At 72.8% G+C, this 16,481-nt stretch carries 16 protein-coding genes; 9 read left to right on the top strand and 7 right to left on the bottom strand.

Going from position 1 to position 16,481, the window contains the following annotated elements:
• The first annotated feature begins 42 nt into the window (after nucleotides 1-42).
• Nucleotides 43-675 carry a VOC family protein gene (locus AFM16_RS30115; protein WP_078635477.1) on the top strand — a complete coding sequence of 211 codons (633 nt, stop codon included), beginning with the start codon at nucleotides 43-45 and terminating at the stop codon, nucleotides 673-675.
• 198 nt (nucleotides 676-873) lie between these two features.
• Nucleotides 874-1,410, top strand: coding sequence for an ATP-binding protein (locus tag AFM16_RS30110; RefSeq protein ID WP_245177835.1), 537 nt, complete (start codon nucleotides 874-876; stop codon nucleotides 1,408-1,410).
• Here AFM16_RS30110 and AFM16_RS30105 read toward each other — a convergent pair.
• The 4 genes from AFM16_RS30105 to AFM16_RS30090 are packed head-to-tail and all read right to left on the bottom strand — an operon-like array spanning nucleotide 1,347 to nucleotide 5,354.
• On the bottom strand, nucleotides 1,347-2,270 hold the full coding sequence (locus AFM16_RS30105) for a glycosyltransferase family protein (protein ID WP_078635475.1): 924 nt from the start codon (nucleotides 2,268-2,270) through the stop codon (nucleotides 1,347-1,349). The two genes, AFM16_RS30110 and AFM16_RS30105, sit on opposite strands and share 64 nt — an antisense overlap.
• Entirely contained in the window at nucleotides 2,264-3,499 is a 1,236-nt protein-coding gene (locus AFM16_RS30100) for a glycosyltransferase family protein (RefSeq protein WP_078635473.1), read from the bottom strand. Before AFM16_RS30100 ends, AFM16_RS30105 begins: the two co-directional genes overlap by 7 nt.
• Nucleotides 3,496-4,200 carry a hypothetical protein gene (locus AFM16_RS30095; RefSeq protein WP_078635471.1) on the bottom strand — a complete coding sequence of 235 codons (705 nt, stop codon included), beginning with the start codon at nucleotides 4,198-4,200 and terminating at the stop codon, nucleotides 3,496-3,498. Before AFM16_RS30095 ends, AFM16_RS30100 begins: the two co-directional genes overlap by 4 nt.
• Nucleotides 4,197-5,354, bottom strand: a complete 1,158-nt coding sequence (locus AFM16_RS30090; RefSeq protein ID WP_078635469.1) for a glycosyltransferase family protein — start codon at nucleotides 5,352-5,354, stop codon at nucleotides 4,197-4,199. Before AFM16_RS30090 ends, AFM16_RS30095 begins: the two co-directional genes overlap by 4 nt.
• A 147-nt stretch (nucleotides 5,355-5,501) precedes the next feature.
• Between AFM16_RS30090 and AFM16_RS39710 the strand changes: the two genes are divergently transcribed.
• The 3 genes from AFM16_RS39710 (at nucleotide 5,502) to AFM16_RS30075 (ending at nucleotide 7,517) form a co-directional block, all read left to right on the top strand.
• Entirely contained in the window at nucleotides 5,502-6,476 is a 975-nt protein-coding gene (locus tag AFM16_RS39710; RefSeq protein WP_078635467.1) for a helix-turn-helix domain-containing protein, read from the top strand.
• Nucleotides 6,473-7,036, top strand: a complete 564-nt coding sequence (locus AFM16_RS39705; RefSeq protein WP_209313233.1) for a peptide deformylase — start codon at nucleotides 6,473-6,475, stop codon at nucleotides 7,034-7,036. The genes AFM16_RS39710 and AFM16_RS39705 overlap by 4 nt, the downstream gene beginning before the upstream one ends.
• Nucleotides 7,037-7,118: 82 nt before the next feature.
• A complete protein-coding gene (locus tag AFM16_RS30075; RefSeq protein ID WP_078635465.1) occupies nucleotides 7,119-7,517 on the top strand; it encodes a VOC family protein in 399 nt (132 codons plus the stop codon).
• On the opposite strand, the gene AFM16_RS30070 is transcribed toward AFM16_RS30075, so the two are convergent.
• Nucleotides 7,503-8,189, bottom strand: a complete 687-nt coding sequence (locus AFM16_RS30070) for a helix-turn-helix domain-containing protein (protein ID WP_078635463.1) — start codon at nucleotides 8,187-8,189, stop codon at nucleotides 7,503-7,505. The two genes, AFM16_RS30075 and AFM16_RS30070, sit on opposite strands and share 15 nt — an antisense overlap.
• A 10-nt stretch (nucleotides 8,190-8,199) precedes the next feature.
• Nucleotides 8,200-9,150, bottom strand: coding sequence for an AraC family transcriptional regulator (locus AFM16_RS30065; RefSeq protein ID WP_078635461.1), 951 nt, complete (start codon nucleotides 9,148-9,150; stop codon nucleotides 8,200-8,202).
• 98 nt (nucleotides 9,151-9,248) lie between these two features.
• On the opposite strand from AFM16_RS30065, the gene AFM16_RS30060 reads away from it, so the two are divergent.
• Complete coding sequence (locus AFM16_RS30060) at nucleotides 9,249-10,082, top strand: Rossmann-fold NAD(P)-binding domain-containing protein (RefSeq protein ID WP_078635460.1); 834 nt, start codon at nucleotides 9,249-9,251, stop codon at nucleotides 10,080-10,082.
• A gap of 83 nt (nucleotides 10,083-10,165) precedes the next feature.
• Here the strand turns inward: AFM16_RS30060 and AFM16_RS30055 are convergent, their stop codons facing one another.
• Nucleotides 10,166-11,359, bottom strand: coding sequence for a YihY/virulence factor BrkB family protein (locus tag AFM16_RS30055; protein ID WP_078635459.1), 1,194 nt, complete (start codon nucleotides 11,357-11,359; stop codon nucleotides 10,166-10,168).
• 193 nt (nucleotides 11,360-11,552) lie between these two features.
• Between AFM16_RS30055 and AFM16_RS30050 the strand changes: the two genes are divergently transcribed.
• The 3 genes from AFM16_RS30050 to AFM16_RS30040 all read left to right on the top strand — a co-directional run bounded on the left by AFM16_RS30050 (nucleotide 11,553) and on the right by AFM16_RS30040 (nucleotide 16,418).
• Nucleotides 11,553-13,202, top strand: a complete 1,650-nt coding sequence (locus tag AFM16_RS30050; RefSeq protein ID WP_078635457.1) for an acyl-CoA dehydrogenase family protein — start codon at nucleotides 11,553-11,555, stop codon at nucleotides 13,200-13,202.
• A gap of 357 nt (nucleotides 13,203-13,559) precedes the next feature.
• Nucleotides 13,560-14,852 carry a GAF domain-containing protein gene (locus AFM16_RS30045; protein WP_245177834.1) on the top strand — a complete coding sequence of 431 codons (1,293 nt, stop codon included), beginning with the start codon at nucleotides 13,560-13,562 and terminating at the stop codon, nucleotides 14,850-14,852.
• A 192-nt stretch (nucleotides 14,853-15,044) separates the two neighbouring features.
• Nucleotides 15,045-16,418 (top strand): hypothetical protein, encoded by a 1,374-nt coding sequence (locus AFM16_RS30040; RefSeq protein WP_078635455.1) that lies wholly within the window; start codon nucleotides 15,045-15,047, stop codon nucleotides 16,416-16,418.
• Nucleotides 16,419-16,481: the final 63 nt, after the last annotated feature.

The raw sequence follows: 16,481 nt of genomic DNA, 5'->3' as shown, positions 1-16,481 counted from the left end.
AGGCAAGGTGATTTCGGTGCCCTACGCGTAGGCTCGGGTGGGATGAACACCATTCCGGCACACCTCGACCACATCGTCCTCGCGACTCCCGACCTGGCGGCGACCGTGGCCGAGTTCGCTCGGCGTACCGGGGTGGTGCCGGCGCCGGGTGGGGTGCATATCGGGTTCGGGACTCGTAATTGCCTGGTCGGGCTGGGCGGTGGGGCCTACTTGGAGATCCTCGGGCCGGACCCGGAGCAGTCCGCGCCGGCCGGGCCTCGCCCCTTCGGTGTGGACGGGCTCGACTCGGCGCGCACGATCACCTGGGCGATCAGTCCGTCCGACATCGACGCCACGGTCGCCACTGTCCGCGTCCACGGCTATGACCCGGGTGACGTGAGAGAGATGAGCCGGCGGCGGCCGGACGGCACCCTGCTCGAGTGGCGGTTGACCGACGGCGGCACCCCGCATCCCTCCGGTCTGGTGCCGTTTCTGATCGACTGGGCCGACGCGGTCCATCCGTCCGCGTCGGATCTGCCGCTGACCCCGCTGCTGGAACTGACCGCCACCGCACCCGACCCCGAGGAGGTCCGCCCCGTGCTCAGCGCCCTCGGGACGGATCTGGTGATCGGCGAGGGGCCCGCGGGGTTCTCCTTCACCCTCGACACCCCGAACGGGCCGGTCACCTTCACCTGACAGTGCCCGGTGACTGCCGTCCCGTCCACGCCTGTACCTCGGACAGATGCTCCGCCTGGAGCCCTGCATGACGTCGACTCGGATCAGGAGGTCGCCGCGCGAAGGGTGTGCGCCCGGCAAGTGTCGTCGCCGATCCACACGAAGGGTGGCAGGCTGGGCTTCAGGAGCGATCCGTGGAGCGCGAGGAGGAGTGCGCGGGTGAAGGCGGTGGAGCCCAGCCGGGCTGCCGACCACGGTCGGGAGGCCGGGCCGGTGGTGTATCTGCTGGTCGGGCTGACCGGGTCGGGCAAGACCATGTATGCCCAGCGGCGGCTGGAGCCGGCCGGAGTGGTGCGGCTGTCGGTGGATGAGCTGGTTCACGCCCGGCACGGCCGCTACGGCGTGGACTATCCGGAGCGGGACTACTTCGCCCTGGAGGCTCCAGTGGTCGCCGAGGTGCGTGAGCGCCTGGCGAAGCTGGTTGCAGCAGGCCGGGACGTCGTATTGGATCACGGGCTGTGGCTGCGCTCGGCCCGCCTCGAGTGGAAGAAGCTGGTCGAAGAGGCCGGCGGTCGGCCGCGTCTGTTGTACTTCCCTGTCGAGCGGGCCGAGTTGCTGCGGCGCCTCGGGGAGCGCAACCTGCGAGAGGACGCCAACGCGCTGACCGTCACGGAGTCGGCGCTTGACGACTTCTACGCCCGGTTCGAACCGCCCGAGGGTGAGGGCGAGGAGATCATCGGGCCCGACTGGTTCTGATTCTCCCTTGCGGTCGGCGGCCGCCAGGTGGTCACCAGCCCGGTCGCCTGTGCGGCCCACCATGCGGGGACGGTCCGGAGTGAGACGGGCCGGAAGCCCAGGTGCGGGGAGTCGACCGCGATTCGGCCGTCGTGCCGGCGAAGGTGCTGGAGCAGTCGGCGGGCCTCGGCGAGCCGGGCCGGGGAGCCGGTCTTCCAGGTTCCGTCCGCCGAGTGCGCAGCCCGCCGTTCGATGTCCTGCCGTACTCCGTCGCGCCACTTGAAGTGGTGAACGGCGACCGGTGGCCGGTTGGCCGGACGGTGACCCTCGGCGCGGTGGTTTCCGGAGGCCACGGCGACGCCGGAGTGCGCGAGCACGATCTTGCGGGGGTCACCGCGCAGGAGCCGGTGAGTGAGGAAGGCGCCGAGCGGATACGCCGTGTCCAGGCCCGTCTGCGGGTCCCAGCCGGTAAGGGAGCCGTCAGCGGTGACACGGTCGAGCATCAGCCCGCCCACCACGCGGTGCCCGGCGTGCTCGGCCCGGGCGATCATCTCGTCCAGCGGAACGGGGTACTGCTGGAACTCGTCGGCGTCGGCGAGCAGGTGCCAGCCGGGCCCTGCCTGCTGCCGCAGGGCGTCCCTGAGTGTGCCGTTGGTGTGCTCGTGCCACGGGCCGCTGCCGACGGCGGTGGGGATGATGCCCAGCTCGCGGCTGGCGGCCAGGAGTTCGTGCCGCCGCTCCTCGGGGACGTGTTCGGGAAAGTGGAAGGCGATGAGGAACCGCTCGATGCCCAGGAGCCGGTAATGGCAGACCCAGGCGGCCAGCAGCGGGACTTCGACGGGGCCGATGACGGAGACCAGCGGCGGAGGTGTGATCAGCATCGTGACCCCTTCGTACGGAGGGAGGCGAAGGTGTGGGTGAGGAAGTCGGCCTGCTCGTCGGCCGTCCACATGCCCAGCAGGCGGGGCGCGGCGGGGCCGGGCCGGCCAAGTGGTCGGCGGATGACGGTGTGCAACGCGTCGGCGAGCCCGTTCGAGTCGCCCACGGGGAAGGTCAGGGCCCAGGGCAGGCCGCGAAGGCGGGCGGTGAGGGCCGCATCGTGGTCGGAGACGATCAGCGGGACGCCGAGGCGGGCGGCATCCATCACCAGCCCGGATTCCTTGCCGATGCCGGGGTGCCGGGCGACCAGGGCGGCGTCGGCCGCGGCGTAGACCAGCCGCAGCACGGCGTCCGTGACAGGGCCGGACACGGTGTGCAGGCTCAGGTCGGGCAGGGCCCGCCACCGTTCGAGAACGATTGCGTCGAGCGGGGCCCCGATGACCAGGAGGTGCAGCGGTTCCTTCAGCCGGGACAGGGCGGCATCGATGACGGCGATGTCCTTGTAGGGCCACCATCCGCCCACCAGGCACACCACGGCTTCTGCGGCGGGGATACCGAAGGCAGTCCGGCCGCCCTCGCGTTCGGCGTCGGTCAGGCGGCGGCCGTCGTCGACCGCGAAGGTCCGTACCACCGCAGCCAGATCCGGGAAGGCCGCCGCCATCCGATCGCCCACCGCCTGTGTCGGGTACACCGCGACGGCCCGCTTCTCGCCCCGGCGGGCAAGTCTGGCGAGGAGCCGTACGGCGGCGTCCTCGGTGGTGACCTGTTCGTGGACGAACCGCAGATGCGGCTGTCCGCCGAGGAGGGCCGCAGCCCCGTGCAGAGCCTCACTCGCGGTCAGGATCACCACCGCCCCGGCGCGGGGCCGGAGGTGGCGGGAGGTCCGCAGAGCCGATGCCTCGGCCAGGCAGCGGGCGATGAGGGTGATCTGATGCGGCAGCCGCCGTAGGCGGTGGGGCCAGCGGCGCGAGCGGAAGATGCGCTGCCCTGCTGCGGCGAGCCCGGCCATGAGGCGGGACAGGGCCAGCAGTACTGCCGCAGCTCGCCCGGCCGGGGCGGTCGCCAACTGCGCGCCGGCCTCCCGCAGGGCCGTGACCGTCTCGCGGGCGATCCCGTGCGGGGCGATGGCCAGGCTGCCCGGGCGGGCCTGGGCAAGCACCACCAGCGTGCGCTGGTGGTGGCCGCCCAGCCGGTTCGCGTACGGCTCGATGAGTACGAGCGGACCGGTCATCCCGAGACCGCCTGGTCCCCATGGGTGGCGGTGAAGCGGTCCCGCAGCCAGGTGGGGTCGTTGAGGTGGTCGAACAGCTTGGGGGCGCCGGCGGCCCCACGAGCAAAGTCGACGCCCTCTTGGGCTCCGGCGGCGGCGTAGGCGGCGAACTCCCCGTCCCGGCTCATGGTCCACGCCTCGACTCGTCTGCGGGCGTCGTCGTCGGCCATGCCGTACTCGCTGCCGCGAGCGAGCATCACGCACTCACGGAAACCGGCCTTCCAGGCGTGGAAGGGGCTCTGGTTGAACCGGGTGACGCCCGCGCATTGTTCGGCGAACTCGATACGGCCCGGAAGGGCGGCGAGCACGTCAACCGCCTCGCCCATCTCGCGCAGTGCACTGCGGCGGATCAGCTTCAGCCCGCCGTATCCGTAGGTCAGGCCGTTGACCGGGTTGACCGCCCGCCACACCCGCATGGACACGCCCTCGTCCAGCGGCGCGACGACGGCGGGGTCGAAGCCGGTGTCGATGGCGAAGTCACCGTCGGAGAGGAAGAACTGCTCACGGTCGACGACCTCGGCGCACAGCCGGTAGGCCCGGCGCATCCCGTGCACACCGTGCACGCGCTTGACCATCCCGCCGAGCGTCCGTTGCAGGCGGGCGTGGAGGGAACCGGCCATCGGCTCGTCGTAGGAGAGGAAGACCGCGTCGAACCTGGTCACGCGATCGCCTCCAGGTAGCGGGCGGCGACCAGGGCCGGGGCGAGGTCGGCGGTGGAGGCGTGGGCGCGCTTGGCGTGCAGGGCGTGGAACTCGTCGTCGGTGGCGAGGCGTTCGGCCAGGGCGACGGCCTCGGCCCGGGTGGTGAAGCACAGCTCGGCATCGATGTGCTGGGCGAGCCAGCCGAGGCGCGGTGAGATGACCGGCAGCCCCATGCCCTGGCAGTCGATCACGCTCATGGACCAGGGGCAGCCGGGACGGAAGGGAGCGATGCCGAAGCGGGCGCCCGCCAGTAGGTTCTTGTAGCGGACCCGGTCACCCCGGTCGGAGACGATCTGGACGTGGGGCAGGGCGGCGAGCCGGTCGCGCATGTTCTCGGGGCTGTCGTCCAGGCCCGTGCGCTCGGCGCGGCGTCGGCCGAACAGGTCCATCACCCGCAGCCGGATGACGCCGGAGGCGGCCAGGTCGCGGGCCAGGTGCACGAACTGCTCGGTGCCGTAGTGCGCGTACAGCCGGTGGTTGTAGACACCGATCGCCCCGGCGCCAGACGTGGGCCGGCCGGTGACGGGAGCACGGACAAGACGCTCGTCACGCGGGGCGGGCACCACCCGCAGCTTCTCGCCGAGGTCCACGGTCATCCGGGCGGCAGCGTCCGACACCCAGGAGGCGGCCGTGGAGGAGTGGACCATCACCCGGTCACAGGCGGCCAGCCCGGCGGCGAAGGCTAGCAGGACGGGCTGTCCGAGCGCCGCGTCGTTCAAGGACGGATCGAGCAGGAGCCAGCCTCCGCTGGTGAAGGAGAACGGCAGGTAGTGGCAGTACCCGGCCAGCAGTGCGTCTGATCCGGCCTCCAGGAGGGCAGTGCGGATCGCCGGGGCCTCCTCGATCTGGTTGGCCACCACCGCGTCCGGCCTGACGCCCCGGATCAGCGCCACCAGTTCATCGATGTCCGCGGAGAAACGGGCCCGGTACTTCGTCCCCGGTGCTTTCGTCCGGTGGAAGCCGCAGCGGGCATCCCCGGCCGCCGCCGGTGCGGCGACGGTCACCTCGGTCCCGGCGTCGGCCAGGGCCGGAGCGAGCAGATCCGCGAAGATCCACCCCGAGTCGGCCGAAAGCCGGTCCGGGTTGGAGATGTTGAGCAGGTACAGCACTCGCATGTGCGTCGCCTCCCTCTGTCCGCCCGGAGGGTCGATCCGGGCCCGTGAGGGAAGGAAACCGGCGACGCGGGCCATGACGGGATGATGAACTTGGATCACTCACGGTTCATTCATGCTCACCAACAAGTGACGCGGGGGCGGCGTTCGATGGACGCGCAGGGCGACGAGATCACCGTCGAGCAGGCGGCCGGGGACTACGCGGCCGAAGTGGCACGGTGGCGGGAAGTACGCGGAATGTCCAAGCGGGCGCTGGCACTGGCCATGGGGTTCGACCCGTCCTACGTCAGCCATGTCGAGTCGGGCCGTCACAAGCCCAGCGAGGAGTTCTCACGCCTCGCCGACGAAGCTCTGAACGCCGGGAAGGCGATCTGGCGGCGCTGGTGCGAATACGAGCAGGTGCGGGCCCGGACCCGGCGTCCGGCAGCCGCTCCGTCCGCCCAGCGCAGGCCCGAGCAGCCGTACGCGACCGGATCGGCCCTCGTCGTCGAACACGACGCGGCACGGCTCCAGTACGACGGCAGCAAGTATCGGCTCACCATGCGCCGCCGACTGCGGAACACCGGCGATGAACCGGTGACCCGGTACCTGATCCGGATCTCCGTGGACCGCTACCCCGGCGACCCCGAACGCTCCAACGCGCACTACCGGGCCCACCCGCTGACCTGGAACGAACTCGCCCTCGCCGCGACCTGCCGGGGCGAGGCGATGAGCTGGCAGGTGAAACACGACCGCGACGCCTTCAAGGAAGTCTGGCTGGTGTTCGACAACGAGCACGGCCGCTTCCCGCTCTACCCGGGTGAGTCCGTGTGGATCGAGTACGCCTACACCGTCGGCGACGACAAGTGGGGCAACTGGTTTCAGCGAGCCGTTCGCCTGCCCACCGAACAGCTCGAAGTCCGACTCGTCTTCCCCACCGCGCTCGACCCGGTCGCGTGGGGCACCGAGACGTCCATGACCGCCGAAGCCTCTCCGCTGCGGACCCCGCCTGTGCTCAGCGACGACGGGGAGCTGAGGCGGTTCACGTGGATCACGACCACACCTGCCCTGCACGCTCGGTACCGTCTGGAGTGGCGTTTTCGGGCACGGCCCGAACGCGACATGAATCAAGGGGAGTTCAGGTGACCGACGTGCGGCCCAGTCAGCAGATGCGAGACCTCGGCGTCGTCCAGCACGGAGCCGGCATCCTCGCCGAAAGGGCCCGCGGTTTCGACCTGCCCGCAGAACGCGACGAGGCCGAGCGCACCACGGACGAGTTGTTCACCGCCATGGAACGGATCGGCCGGGTCCACCCCTTCGCCAAGGGCATGGGCATCGCCGCTCCACAGATCGGCATCGGACGCGCCGCCGCCGTCGTCCAGCCGCCCGGCGACGCCCCGGCCATCATCCTGCTCAACCCACGGATCACCTCCCGCTCCGACGAGTTGGACGAGCAGTACGAAGGCTGCCTGAGCTTCTTCGACGTCCGCGGCCTCGTCCCCCGCCCCCTGAGGATCACCGTCGAGACCACGGCTCTGACCGGCGAAACCGTCACCGCCGTGTACGAACGTGGCCTCGCCCGCCTCATCCACCACGAGGTCGACCATCTTGACGGCCTGCTGTACACCACCCGCATGAGAACCGGGGTCGATCCGATTCCGGTGGAGGAGTACCGGCAGACCGGCCGGGCCTGGGCGTACGAGTGACGGCCGGCGAGAGAAGCTCCCCCGCGCTGCCCTGTCCGTTTTCTTCAAGACCTGTCGGCCGGTTCCTTCCTACCGTGGCCCCATGAGCACACGATTCGATGCCATTGGGCTGGTCGTCTCCGACATGGCCGCCGCTGTCGCCTTCTACCGTCGGCTGGGGTTCGCGTTTCCCGAGGGGGCCGAGCGGGAGGCGCATGCCGAGGCCGGGGTGGCCGGTGGGTTGCGGTTGTTGCTGGACACCGAGGACACCGTGCGGTCGTTCCATCCGGGGTGGCGTGCGCCGGTCGGCAGTGGGCGGCATGCGCTCGCCTTGCGCTGTGACGGGCCGGACGAGGTCGACGCGGTGTACGAGGAGTTGGTGGGCGCCGGTCATCATGGCGAGCTGAAGCCGTGGGACGCCTTCTGGGGGCAGCGGTACGCCGTGGTGCACGACCCGGACGGCAACGCCGTCGATCTGTTCGCTCCGCTAGCCGACGAGTAGGGATCCGAGCGTTCGGCCCGTGAACTCCTTGACGTCGCGGGCCAGATGGGCCTGGTCGGCGTATCCGGAGCGGGCTGCCGTGTCGGCGTACGGCAGGCCCTCGCGGGCCAGGGCCAGGGCGTGCTGGAGGCGGAGGATGCGGGCCAGGGTCTTGGGGCCGTAGCCGAAGGCGGTGAGGGAGCGGCGGTGCAACTGGCGGCTGGACAGGTCGAGTTCGTCCGCGACCGTGGCGACCGGGCTGCCCGCGGCGAGGGCCGTCACCAGTCGGTGCAGGGGCGGGTCGGGTGGCGCCGCCCGTTCCAAAGCGAGGTTCTCCAGGGCCGTCGTCGGGTGGGGTGCGGCGGCGATCCGGGCGGTCAGGCGGCGTACCTCCGCGGCGGGCCAGAGGTCCGTCAACTCGACTCGGCGGTCGAGGAGTTCGTGTGCGGGGACGCCCAGGAGCGCCGGGGCCGTGCCGGGGAAGAAGCGGATGCCGGTCCAGGGGGTGGGCGGGCCGTCGGGGTGGTACGCCCGGGTGTCGGGGCCCGCGACGAGCAGCCTGCCCTCGTGCCAGAGCAGGTCCATGCAGCCGTCCGGCAACACCGGCTGGGTGGCGGACGTGCCGGGGCCCGGCGAAGGCGTGTTCGTCCAGACCACCGCGCCGGTCAGCCGGGAGGGCCGTTCCTCGTACACGTACGCCAGGCTACGCCGCCCCCGGCCGTGCCTCCCGTGCCCGGTACTCCTGCGGGCTGACGCCGTACATGCGCTTGAAGGCGGTGGACAGGGCGAAGGCGCTGCCGTAGCCGACCTGGCGGGCGATCGCGCCGATGGTCTCCTCGGTGGCGTGCAGCCGGTCGGCGGCGAGGGCGAGGCGCCAGCCGGTGAGGTGGGTCATCGGGGGTTCGCCCACGAGGGCGGTGAAGCGGCGGGCCAGGGCGGCGCGGGACACGCCCGCCTTCGCGGCGAGGGAGGCGACCGTCCAGGGGTGGGCCGGATCGTCCTGGACGAGCCGCAGGACGCGCCCCACGACCGGGTCGGCCTGTGCCCGGTACCAGGCCGGGGCCGCCGCCTCGGGGCGGGCGAACCAGGCCCGCAGGGCGGCGATGACCAGCAGGTCGAGCATCCGGTCGAGGACGACCTCCTGGCCGGGTTCGTCGCGCGCGATCTCGTCCATGAGCAGCGGGGTGAGCGGGCAGGGCCACTCCCGGGAGGTGAGGGAGAGCAGCGGCGGCAGGGCGTCCAGGAGGCGGGCACTGATCTCGCCCCGCATCAGGTAGGTGCCGATCAGGAGGACCGTGGAGCCGTCGAGCCGGTCGCCCCAGGCGCGGACGCCGAGGTCCATGGAGCCGTTGAGCAGACGTCCGTCGGGGTACGCGCACTCCCCGCCCGGCAGGATCAGTGCCTGTGGGGGTGTGGCGGGGTCGTCGGCGCAGGTGTAGGGCGCGGGGCCGCGCGCGATGGCCAGGTCGCCCGCGGTGAGCCGGATCCGCTCGCCGTCGTCCGGTACGACCCAGCCCTCGCCACGCACCATGAGCATGACGGTCAGCGGTGCCCGGTCCTCGACGCGTACGGACCACGGCGGGTCGAAGCACGCGCGGATCATGAGGGCGCCACGCGCGCGTGGACCCTCGAGGAGTCCTGCGAGAGCGTCCATGCGGTCAGCGTAGACGCGCGCCGAGGCGTAGACGCGCGCTTATGGGAATGAGCCTTTCGGCCATGGGAACGCGCGGCGGACGGCGATTCACTGGGGGCATGACGACACGGACGAGTACGACGGTGGTGGTGACCGGGGCGACCGGTCGGGCGGGCGCCCGGGTGGCGCGGGCCGCGGAGGCGGCGGGTCTGACGGTGCGGGCGGCTTCCCGCGCGCGGGGTTTCGACTGGCGGGACCGTTCGACGTGGGAGCCGACCCTGCGGGGCGCGGACGCGGCGTTCCTGGTGTTCCCGACGGATGTCGGCTCCCCGGAGGCGGCCGAGGCGGTCGGGGCGCTCGCCGAGGAGGCGGTGTCGCTCGGGGTGCGGCGGCTGGTGCTGCTGTCCGCGCGGGGCGAGGAGCTGGCGCTGCCGACGGAGGCGGCGGTGCGGGTGCCGGGCGCGCGCTGGACCGTCGTACGGGCGGCGTGGTTCGCACAGAACTTCAGTGAGGGGCCGCTGGTGGAGGAGCTGCGGCTGGGCGGTGAGCTGGTGTTCCCGGGCGGGGAGGTGCGGGAGCCGTTCGTCGATCTGCGGGACGTCGCCGAGGTGGTCGTGGCGGCGCTGACGGCGGGCGAGCGGTACGCGGGGCAGGTACTGGAGGTGTCGGGGCCGCGGCTGCTGACGTTCGGGGAGGCGGTCGCCGAGGTGGGCCGGGCGGCGGGCCGGGAACTGACGTACACGCCGGTGCCGGCACGGGAGTACGGGGAGCGGCTCGCGGGGTTCGGCGTGCCGCCGCGGGAGGTGGAGTTCCTGGTGGAGCTGTTCGGGTCGCTGCTGGACGGCCGTAACGCGTATCTGTCGGACGGCGTCCGGGAGACGCTGGGACGGGCGCCGCGGGACTTCGGGGAGTTCGCGCGGGAGGCGGCGGACGCCGGGGTCTGGAAACCCTGAGCCCCGGGAGCCCCCTCATCCCCCGGTCGGGGGCCCCTCCGGTCGGGGCCCCTCCGGTCGGGGGCCCTCCGGTCGGGCGCCCCTCACTTGCCCGTAGGAAAGTCGTCCTCCCCGCCCTGCCCGTGCTCCTGCTGGTGCCCGTGCCCCTTGGGCGCGGTTCTGGCGTGGGTGCGCAGGCGGGCCGTGACGTCGTCCGGGGGGAGGAAGCGGGACCAGCGTTCGGGGAACTCGGAGGGCATGTCCGGGTCGTCGGGGTCGTCGTCCTCGTGGGAGCGGGCGGCGGCCAGCCGGGCGACGTACTCGGCGACCTCCTCCTCCCGCTGGCGTTCGTTGGCGGCGCGGGCGGCGGCCGTGGCGGCGGCCGGCCAGACCCGGTCGATCGCGGCGTTGACGGCGGCGCCGACCAGCACGGCGAAGGCGGACACACCGATCCACAGCAGGACGGCGACGGCCGCGGCGAGGGAGCCGTAGATCGTGGCGCCCTCGATGGTGTTCGTGAGGTAGATGCGCAGCAGGAAGCTGCCGAGGACCCACATGGCGAGGGCGACGAGGGCGCCGGGGACGTCCTCGATCCATGGGGAGCGCACGGGCACGGACACGTGGTAGAGCGTGGTCAGGAAGGCGATCGACAGGACGATCACGACCGGCCAGTACAGGACCTGGACCACGGTCGTCGACCAGGGCACGATCCGCACCACGGCGTCGGGACCGGCCACCATCAGGGGCAGCGCGACCGAGCCGATCAGCAGCGCGGCGACGAACAACAGGAACGCCACGAGCCGGGTCTTGACGATGCCGCGCACGCCGTCGAGGCCGTACATCACGGTGATGGTGTCGATGAAGACGTTCACGGCCCGGGATCCCGACCAGAGCGCGAAGAGGAAGCCGATGGAGATGACGTCGGGGCGGCCGCCCTTCATCACGTCGTCCAGGATGGGCTGCGCGATCTCCCTGACACCCTTGTCGGACAGGACCGTGCGGGACGCCTCGATGAGGTTGGTCTCCAGGCTGCTGATGGAGTCGGTGCCGGTCCAGTCGTCGACGTAGCCGAGCAGGCCGATGAGGCTGAGCAGCAGGGGCGGCACGGACAGCAGCGTGAAGAAGGCGGCTTCGGCGGCGAGGCCGAGGATGCGGTACTCGATGCAGGAGTTGACGGTGTCCTTGAGCAGCAGCCAGGCGGTCCTGCGCTTGGAGACGTTCCGGTAGAGGGCACGCGCCCGGTGGAGACGCCCGGAGGGGCTCCCAGGTTGCTCGGATGACTGACTTGCTGGCTGCACGCCCTAAAGGTATCCGCCGTTCGGGTCCGTACTCACCTCCGGCGGCGCCGTGCCACAGGTCGGCGGAGTGACGGGCCACCGTCGGCGGGGCGACACGCCACCGGTCGGCGAGGGGACGCGCGCCACCGGTCCGCGGGGCGACGCGCTGTCTGCGGGCGGTCATGACCGCCGTACCCGGGGGTAGGTTCGCGGTATGGCAGGCAGGACGCACACGGTGACCAATCAGCCCCCTCCCCTGACCGGGTACGACGTCTACGGGACCGACCGCGCCCTGGTGGCCGCGGTGGAGCGCCATCTCGATCCGGAGCTGCTCGACGAGGCGGGCGGGGAGCTGTCGGCGCTGGGGCGGTCCGCCGGGGCGGCGCAGCTCCAGGAGTGGGCGGAGCAGGCGAACGCGTACCCGCCTCGGCTGCGCACGCACGACCGGTACGGGCGGCGGATCGACGAGGTCGACTTCCATCCGGCGTGGCACCGGCTGCTCGGCAAGGGGGTCGGGGCCGGGCTGACGGCGGCCTGGGTCCGGCCGGGCGGGCATGTGCGGCGGGCGGCGGGGTTCCTGGTGTGGACGCAGGTCGAGGCGGGCACCTGCTGTCCGCTGTCGATGACCCACGCGGCCGTGCCGGCGCTGCGCGCGGATCCGGAGCTGGCCGCCGAGTGGGAGCCCCGGCTGACGTCGGTGATCTACGACCGTGAGCTACGGCCCGCCCCGCTGAAGGCGGGGGCGCTGTTCGGGATGGGGATGACGGAGAAACAGGGCGGCAGCGACGTCCGCGCCAACGCGACGGTGGCGACGCCGCTCGCCGAGGCCGGGACGTACACGCTGACCGGGCACAAGTGGTTCTGCTCGGCGCCGATGTCGGACGGTTTCCTGGTCCTCGCCCGCACGGCGGACACCGCCGAGGACGACGGTCCGACGTGTTTCCTGGTGCCGCGGGTGCTGGCGGACGGCAGCCGCAACCCGTTCCTGCTCCAGCGGCTCAAGGACAAGCTGGGCAACCGGTCGAACGCGTCGGCCGAGGTGGAGTTCGACGGGACGTGGGCGCGGCGGGTCGGTGCCGAGGGGCGCGGGGTGCGCACGATCATCGACATGGTGGCGGCGACCCGGCTGGACTGTGTGCTGGGCTCGGCCGGGCTGATGCGGCAGGCGGTCGCGCAGGCGGTCCACCACTGCACGCACCGTGCGGCGTTCGGCGGGAAGCTCGTGGACAAGCCGCTGATGCGCAACGTGCTGGCGGACCTCGCGGTGGAGTCGGAGGCGGCGACGACGCTCGCGCTGCGGCTCGCGGCGGCCTGCGACGACGGCAGCGAGCGGGAGCGGGCGCTGCTGCGGATCGCGGTGCCGGCCGCGAAGTACTGGGTGACCAAGCGGTGCGCCCCGCTGGTGGTGGAGGCGGCGGAGTGTCTCGGCGGGAACGGGTACGTCGAGGAGTCCGGGATGCCGCGGCTGGTGCGCGAGTCGCCGCTGAACTCGGTGTGGGAGGGCGCGGGCAACATCCAGGCGCTGGACGTGGTGCGGGCGCTGCGGCGGGAGCCGGCCGCGCTGAACGCGTATCTCCAGGAGGTGGGGGCGGCCCGGGGCGCCGATCACCGGCTGGACGGGGCGATCAAGGGGCTGCTGACGGAGCTGGCCGATCTGAGCGAGGTGGAGGCGCGGGCGCGGCGGCTGGCGGAGCGGTTCGCGCTGGTGCTCCAGGGGGCGCTGCTGGTGCGGTTCGCGCCGCCGGAGGTCGCCGACGCGTTCTGCGCCTCACGGCTGGGCGGGGACGGGGGCGCGGCGTTCGGGACGCTGCCGCCGGGGCCGGCCCTCGCGGCGATCGTGGAACGGGCCGCGCCGTACGCCTGAGCCGGGGCGGTCCCGCGCGACCGACACGAGGGTGGCCCGGCGTGGTCCGGGCGGCGGTCGACAGGTCGCGGGGGTGGTGCTGCGCCGACACGGCACCACCCCCGCAGCCTTGGCCCTGCGAGGCCGGCATTCGCCGCTCGGGACGGCGTGCCTCAAGTTTCGGACACGGTACGCGTGTTCACCAGGGTTGCAGGGGGTTGCAACTTCCCGGTGGTTGTGACCGGAGTGGTCCCTTCCGTCCCCGGTGGACGGCAAGATGGGGACCGCCGACAAGACCGGAAACAGTCGGCGCAGGAACTTGACATCCGGTCGTCCCGTCAGCGCGCTCCCCGGGAGGCTCCTGTGGCCCGTCCGCCGATGAACGTGCCGCGGTTCGCGGCCGTGGACGCCGCGCGGGCGGCGCGGGTGCTCCACGAGGTGCGGGACGCGGCGCTGGCCGGTCAGCGCACGCCGGTCGCGCCGCGTCCGGTGATCGAGGAGTCCTGGCAGCGGATGCTGCGCAGCGGGGTCGATCCCGAGCACGACGTCCGGGCGGGGCTGCTGAGTGCGGAGGAGGTGCGGCGGCGGCGCGAGGAGTCGCCGTTACGGGACGTACTGCCGGTGCTGCGCGAGGGGTTGCTGTCCGTCGCGGACGTCGCCCACCACATCATGGTCGTCGCCGACGCGGAGGGCCGGGTGCTGTGGCGGGAGGGCAGCGGGCAGGTGCTGCGCAAGGCGGACGGGTTCGGCTTCGAACTGGGCGCCGACTGGGCGGAGGAGACCGTCGGCACCAACGGGGTGGGCACGCCCGCGGTGGTCCGGCGGCCGGTGCAGGTGTTCGCCGCCGAGCACTTCGTACGGTCGCACGCCACCTGGACGTGCGCGGGCGCGCCGATCAGCGATCCGCGGGACGGGCGGCTGCTCGGAGTGGTCGATGTGAGCGGCCCGTTGGAGACGATGCATCCGGCGACGCTCGCCTGGGTGGACGCGGTGGCCAAGCTCGCCGAGGCCAGACTGCGGGAGGTGCACACGCGTTCGCTGGAGCGGCTGCGGGCCGTCGCGGCGCCGGTGCTGGCGCGGCTCGGCGGCCGGGCGACGGTGGTGGACGCGGACGGCTGGACGGCGGCGGTGACCGGGATGCCGTACGCGGGGCGGATCGCGCTGCCCAAGTCGCCGTCGGCGGGCCCCTGCCGACTGCCCGCGCTGGGGCCGTGCGTGCTGGAGCCGCTGGCCGAGGGCTGGCTGGTGCGGCCCTCGCCCGAGAGCGCCGAGCCGGCGCCGGCGGGTGGCACCCGGATCGTGCTGGATCTGAGCCGGCCCCGCCGCTGGTCGGTGTCGGTGTCGGGCGTCGGGGGCGACTGGTCGCACGAACTCACGCCCAGGCACGCCGAGTTGCTGTATCTGCTGGCGGTGCGCCGTGAGGGGCGCAGTGCGTCGGGGCTGGCCGAGGACATGTTCGGCGACCCGGCGCGCCGGGTGACGGTACGGGCCGAGCTGTCCCGGGTACGGCGGTATCTCGGCGGGTTCCTGGAGCACCGGCCGTACCGCTTCCGTGAGGAGGCGGAGGTCGAGGTGCTCCTGCCGGCCGATCCCCGGGACCTGTTGCCGCACTCGACGGCGCCCGCGGTGGTCCGGGGCCGCGACACGGCGCGGCGGGACGGACGTTCATGACGGGGCCCGCGGTGCCGTCCCGTGTGCGCACCGTGGTCGCGCTGCTGCACGCGGTGCCACCTTCGGTGTAGTTGCGCGGTCTTCGGCCGTGACGCGGGTCGGCTGCCGTAGCATTCCTCCACGGGTCACCCCACCTGCTCCTCGATCAACGTACGGATCAACAGGCGCAGTTGGCCCGACTCGGGAGGACGAATGAGACATCGCGGCCGACACCGCCGGCGCAGGCGAGGCAGGGCGCTGCGCGGGTTCCTGACGGGAACCGCCCTCGCGCTCACCGCTGCCGCCACCCTGATCAGCGCCTCCCAGGCGACGGTCACCGACGACGGTCCGGGCGGTCTGAAGCCGCTGACGTCGGCCGCCGAGACCGTACCGCTCGGGCTGACCGAGGAACTGGTGCCGCAGGCGTCCCTGGACCGGCTGGCCGGTGCGATGGGCCGCCCGGTCGGGGTCGGCGCGGTGCTGGCGGGCGCGGACCACACCCTGCGCGACAGCGACGACTGCTCGTCCGAGGAGCGGGCGGCGCTGCCGGTCGCCCCCGCCGCCACCCGCGCGTACTGCTGGAACCCGCAGGACACCGACGGCTGGCGGCCGGGCGCGGTCACCACCTCGGGGGACGCGGACGACGACGGCGTGTGGGGCACCAACCGGGTGATCCTCTCCGCCTGGTCCCGCAGCGGCGGCTCCGCGGCCGACCGGGGGCTGGCCCGGGTCGCCTTCGTCGACGCCAACGACCTCGGTCACCTCTCCTACGCCTGGGCGCTGCTGGCCGTGCCGGTGGACGGCGGCCGGGACTACCGGGGGCTGGTCTCGCATGTCTCCGGGATGGTCTGGTACCAGGACAAACTGCTGGTCACCGCCGACGACGGGGACCGGTCCGCGCTCTACGTGTACGACATGAACCGGGTGCAGCGCGCCACCGTGGAGTCCGAGGCGGTCGGCCGGGTGCCGGGCGGCTGGTCGGCACACGGCTCCCGGTACGTCCTTCCGGCGATCGCCAGCTACCGGCTGAGCGATGCGAAGGGCGCGGCGCATCCCGCCACCGTCTCCCTCGACCGCAGTACGGCGCCGGACAGCCTGGTCGCCGGCGAGTGGACCCTGGACGACGGCGACCGTGACGCCCGGCTGTGGCGCTGGTCCTTCAGTACGCTCCCGGGCGACGAGGGGCTGCTCGCGGCCGACGACACCGGGCTCGTGCAGGCGACGGAGGCGTACGCGACGGAGGTGACCGGTCTGCGGGGCGTGCTGTCGTACGCGGGCGGCTGGTACGTGACCCGGGCGGCGGAGGCACGCGAGGAGCACGGCGAACTGTGGCGGCAGACCGTCGACCCGAAGCGCGAGGACGACGACAGCGACGCGAGCGACGGCGGCTTCGCGCGCTCCGCCGACGGCAAGGGCGGGGACCCGGCGGCCCGGCCCGCGGTCTGCGACGGCGCGGAGAGCCACCGCTGCTGGAGTCCGCAGACCGAGTCCCTGTCGTACTGGCAGGAGACCGGCGAGGTGTGGACCCAGTCGGAGCGGGTGCTGTTCGCCCTGCCGCTGATGTCCCTCACCCGGGCGGTGCGGTAGGCGGGCGGGGCGCGCACAGGGGCGCGGGCGCCGGCGCGATCGACAGACGCGCAGGTCGGGTGG

The organism is Streptomyces antibioticus (genome assembly GCF_002019855.1).
Taxonomy (GTDB): domain Bacteria; phylum Actinomycetota; class Actinomycetes; order Streptomycetales; family Streptomycetaceae; genus Streptomyces; species Streptomyces antibioticus_B.
The sequence above is the reverse complement of the archived record's forward strand: the minus strand, read 5'-3'. Positions and strand labels throughout refer to the sequence as shown.

Coding starts and splice junctions, on each gene's coding strand:
- AFM16_RS30115 (WP_078635477.1), top strand. CDS start 43: ATGAACACCATTCCGGCACACCTCGACCACATCGTCCTCGCGACTCCC.
- AFM16_RS30105 (WP_078635475.1), bottom strand. CDS start 2,270: ATGCTGATCACACCTCCGCCGCTGGTCTCCGTCATCGGCCCCGTCGAA.
- AFM16_RS30100 (WP_078635473.1), bottom strand. CDS start 3,499: ATGACCGGTCCGCTCGTACTCATCGAGCCGTACGCGAACCGGCTGGGC.
- AFM16_RS30090 (WP_078635469.1), bottom strand. CDS start 5,354: ATGCGAGTGCTGTACCTGCTCAACATCTCCAACCCGGACCGGCTTTCG.
- AFM16_RS39710 (WP_078635467.1), top strand. CDS start 5,502: ATGGACGCGCAGGGCGACGAGATCACCGTCGAGCAGGCGGCCGGGGAC.
- AFM16_RS30075 (WP_078635465.1), top strand. CDS start 7,119: ATGAGCACACGATTCGATGCCATTGGGCTGGTCGTCTCCGACATGGCC.
- AFM16_RS30065 (WP_078635461.1), bottom strand. CDS start 9,150: ATGGACGCTCTCGCAGGACTCCTCGAGGGTCCACGCGCGCGTGGCGCC.
- AFM16_RS30060 (WP_078635460.1), top strand. CDS start 9,249: ATGACGACACGGACGAGTACGACGGTGGTGGTGACCGGGGCGACCGGT.
- AFM16_RS30050 (WP_078635457.1), top strand. CDS start 11,553: ATGGCAGGCAGGACGCACACGGTGACCAATCAGCCCCCTCCCCTGACC.
- AFM16_RS30045 (WP_245177834.1), top strand. CDS start 13,560: ATGAACGTGCCGCGGTTCGCGGCCGTGGACGCCGCGCGGGCGGCGCGG.
- AFM16_RS30040 (WP_078635455.1), top strand. CDS start 15,045: ATGAGACATCGCGGCCGACACCGCCGGCGCAGGCGAGGCAGGGCGCTG.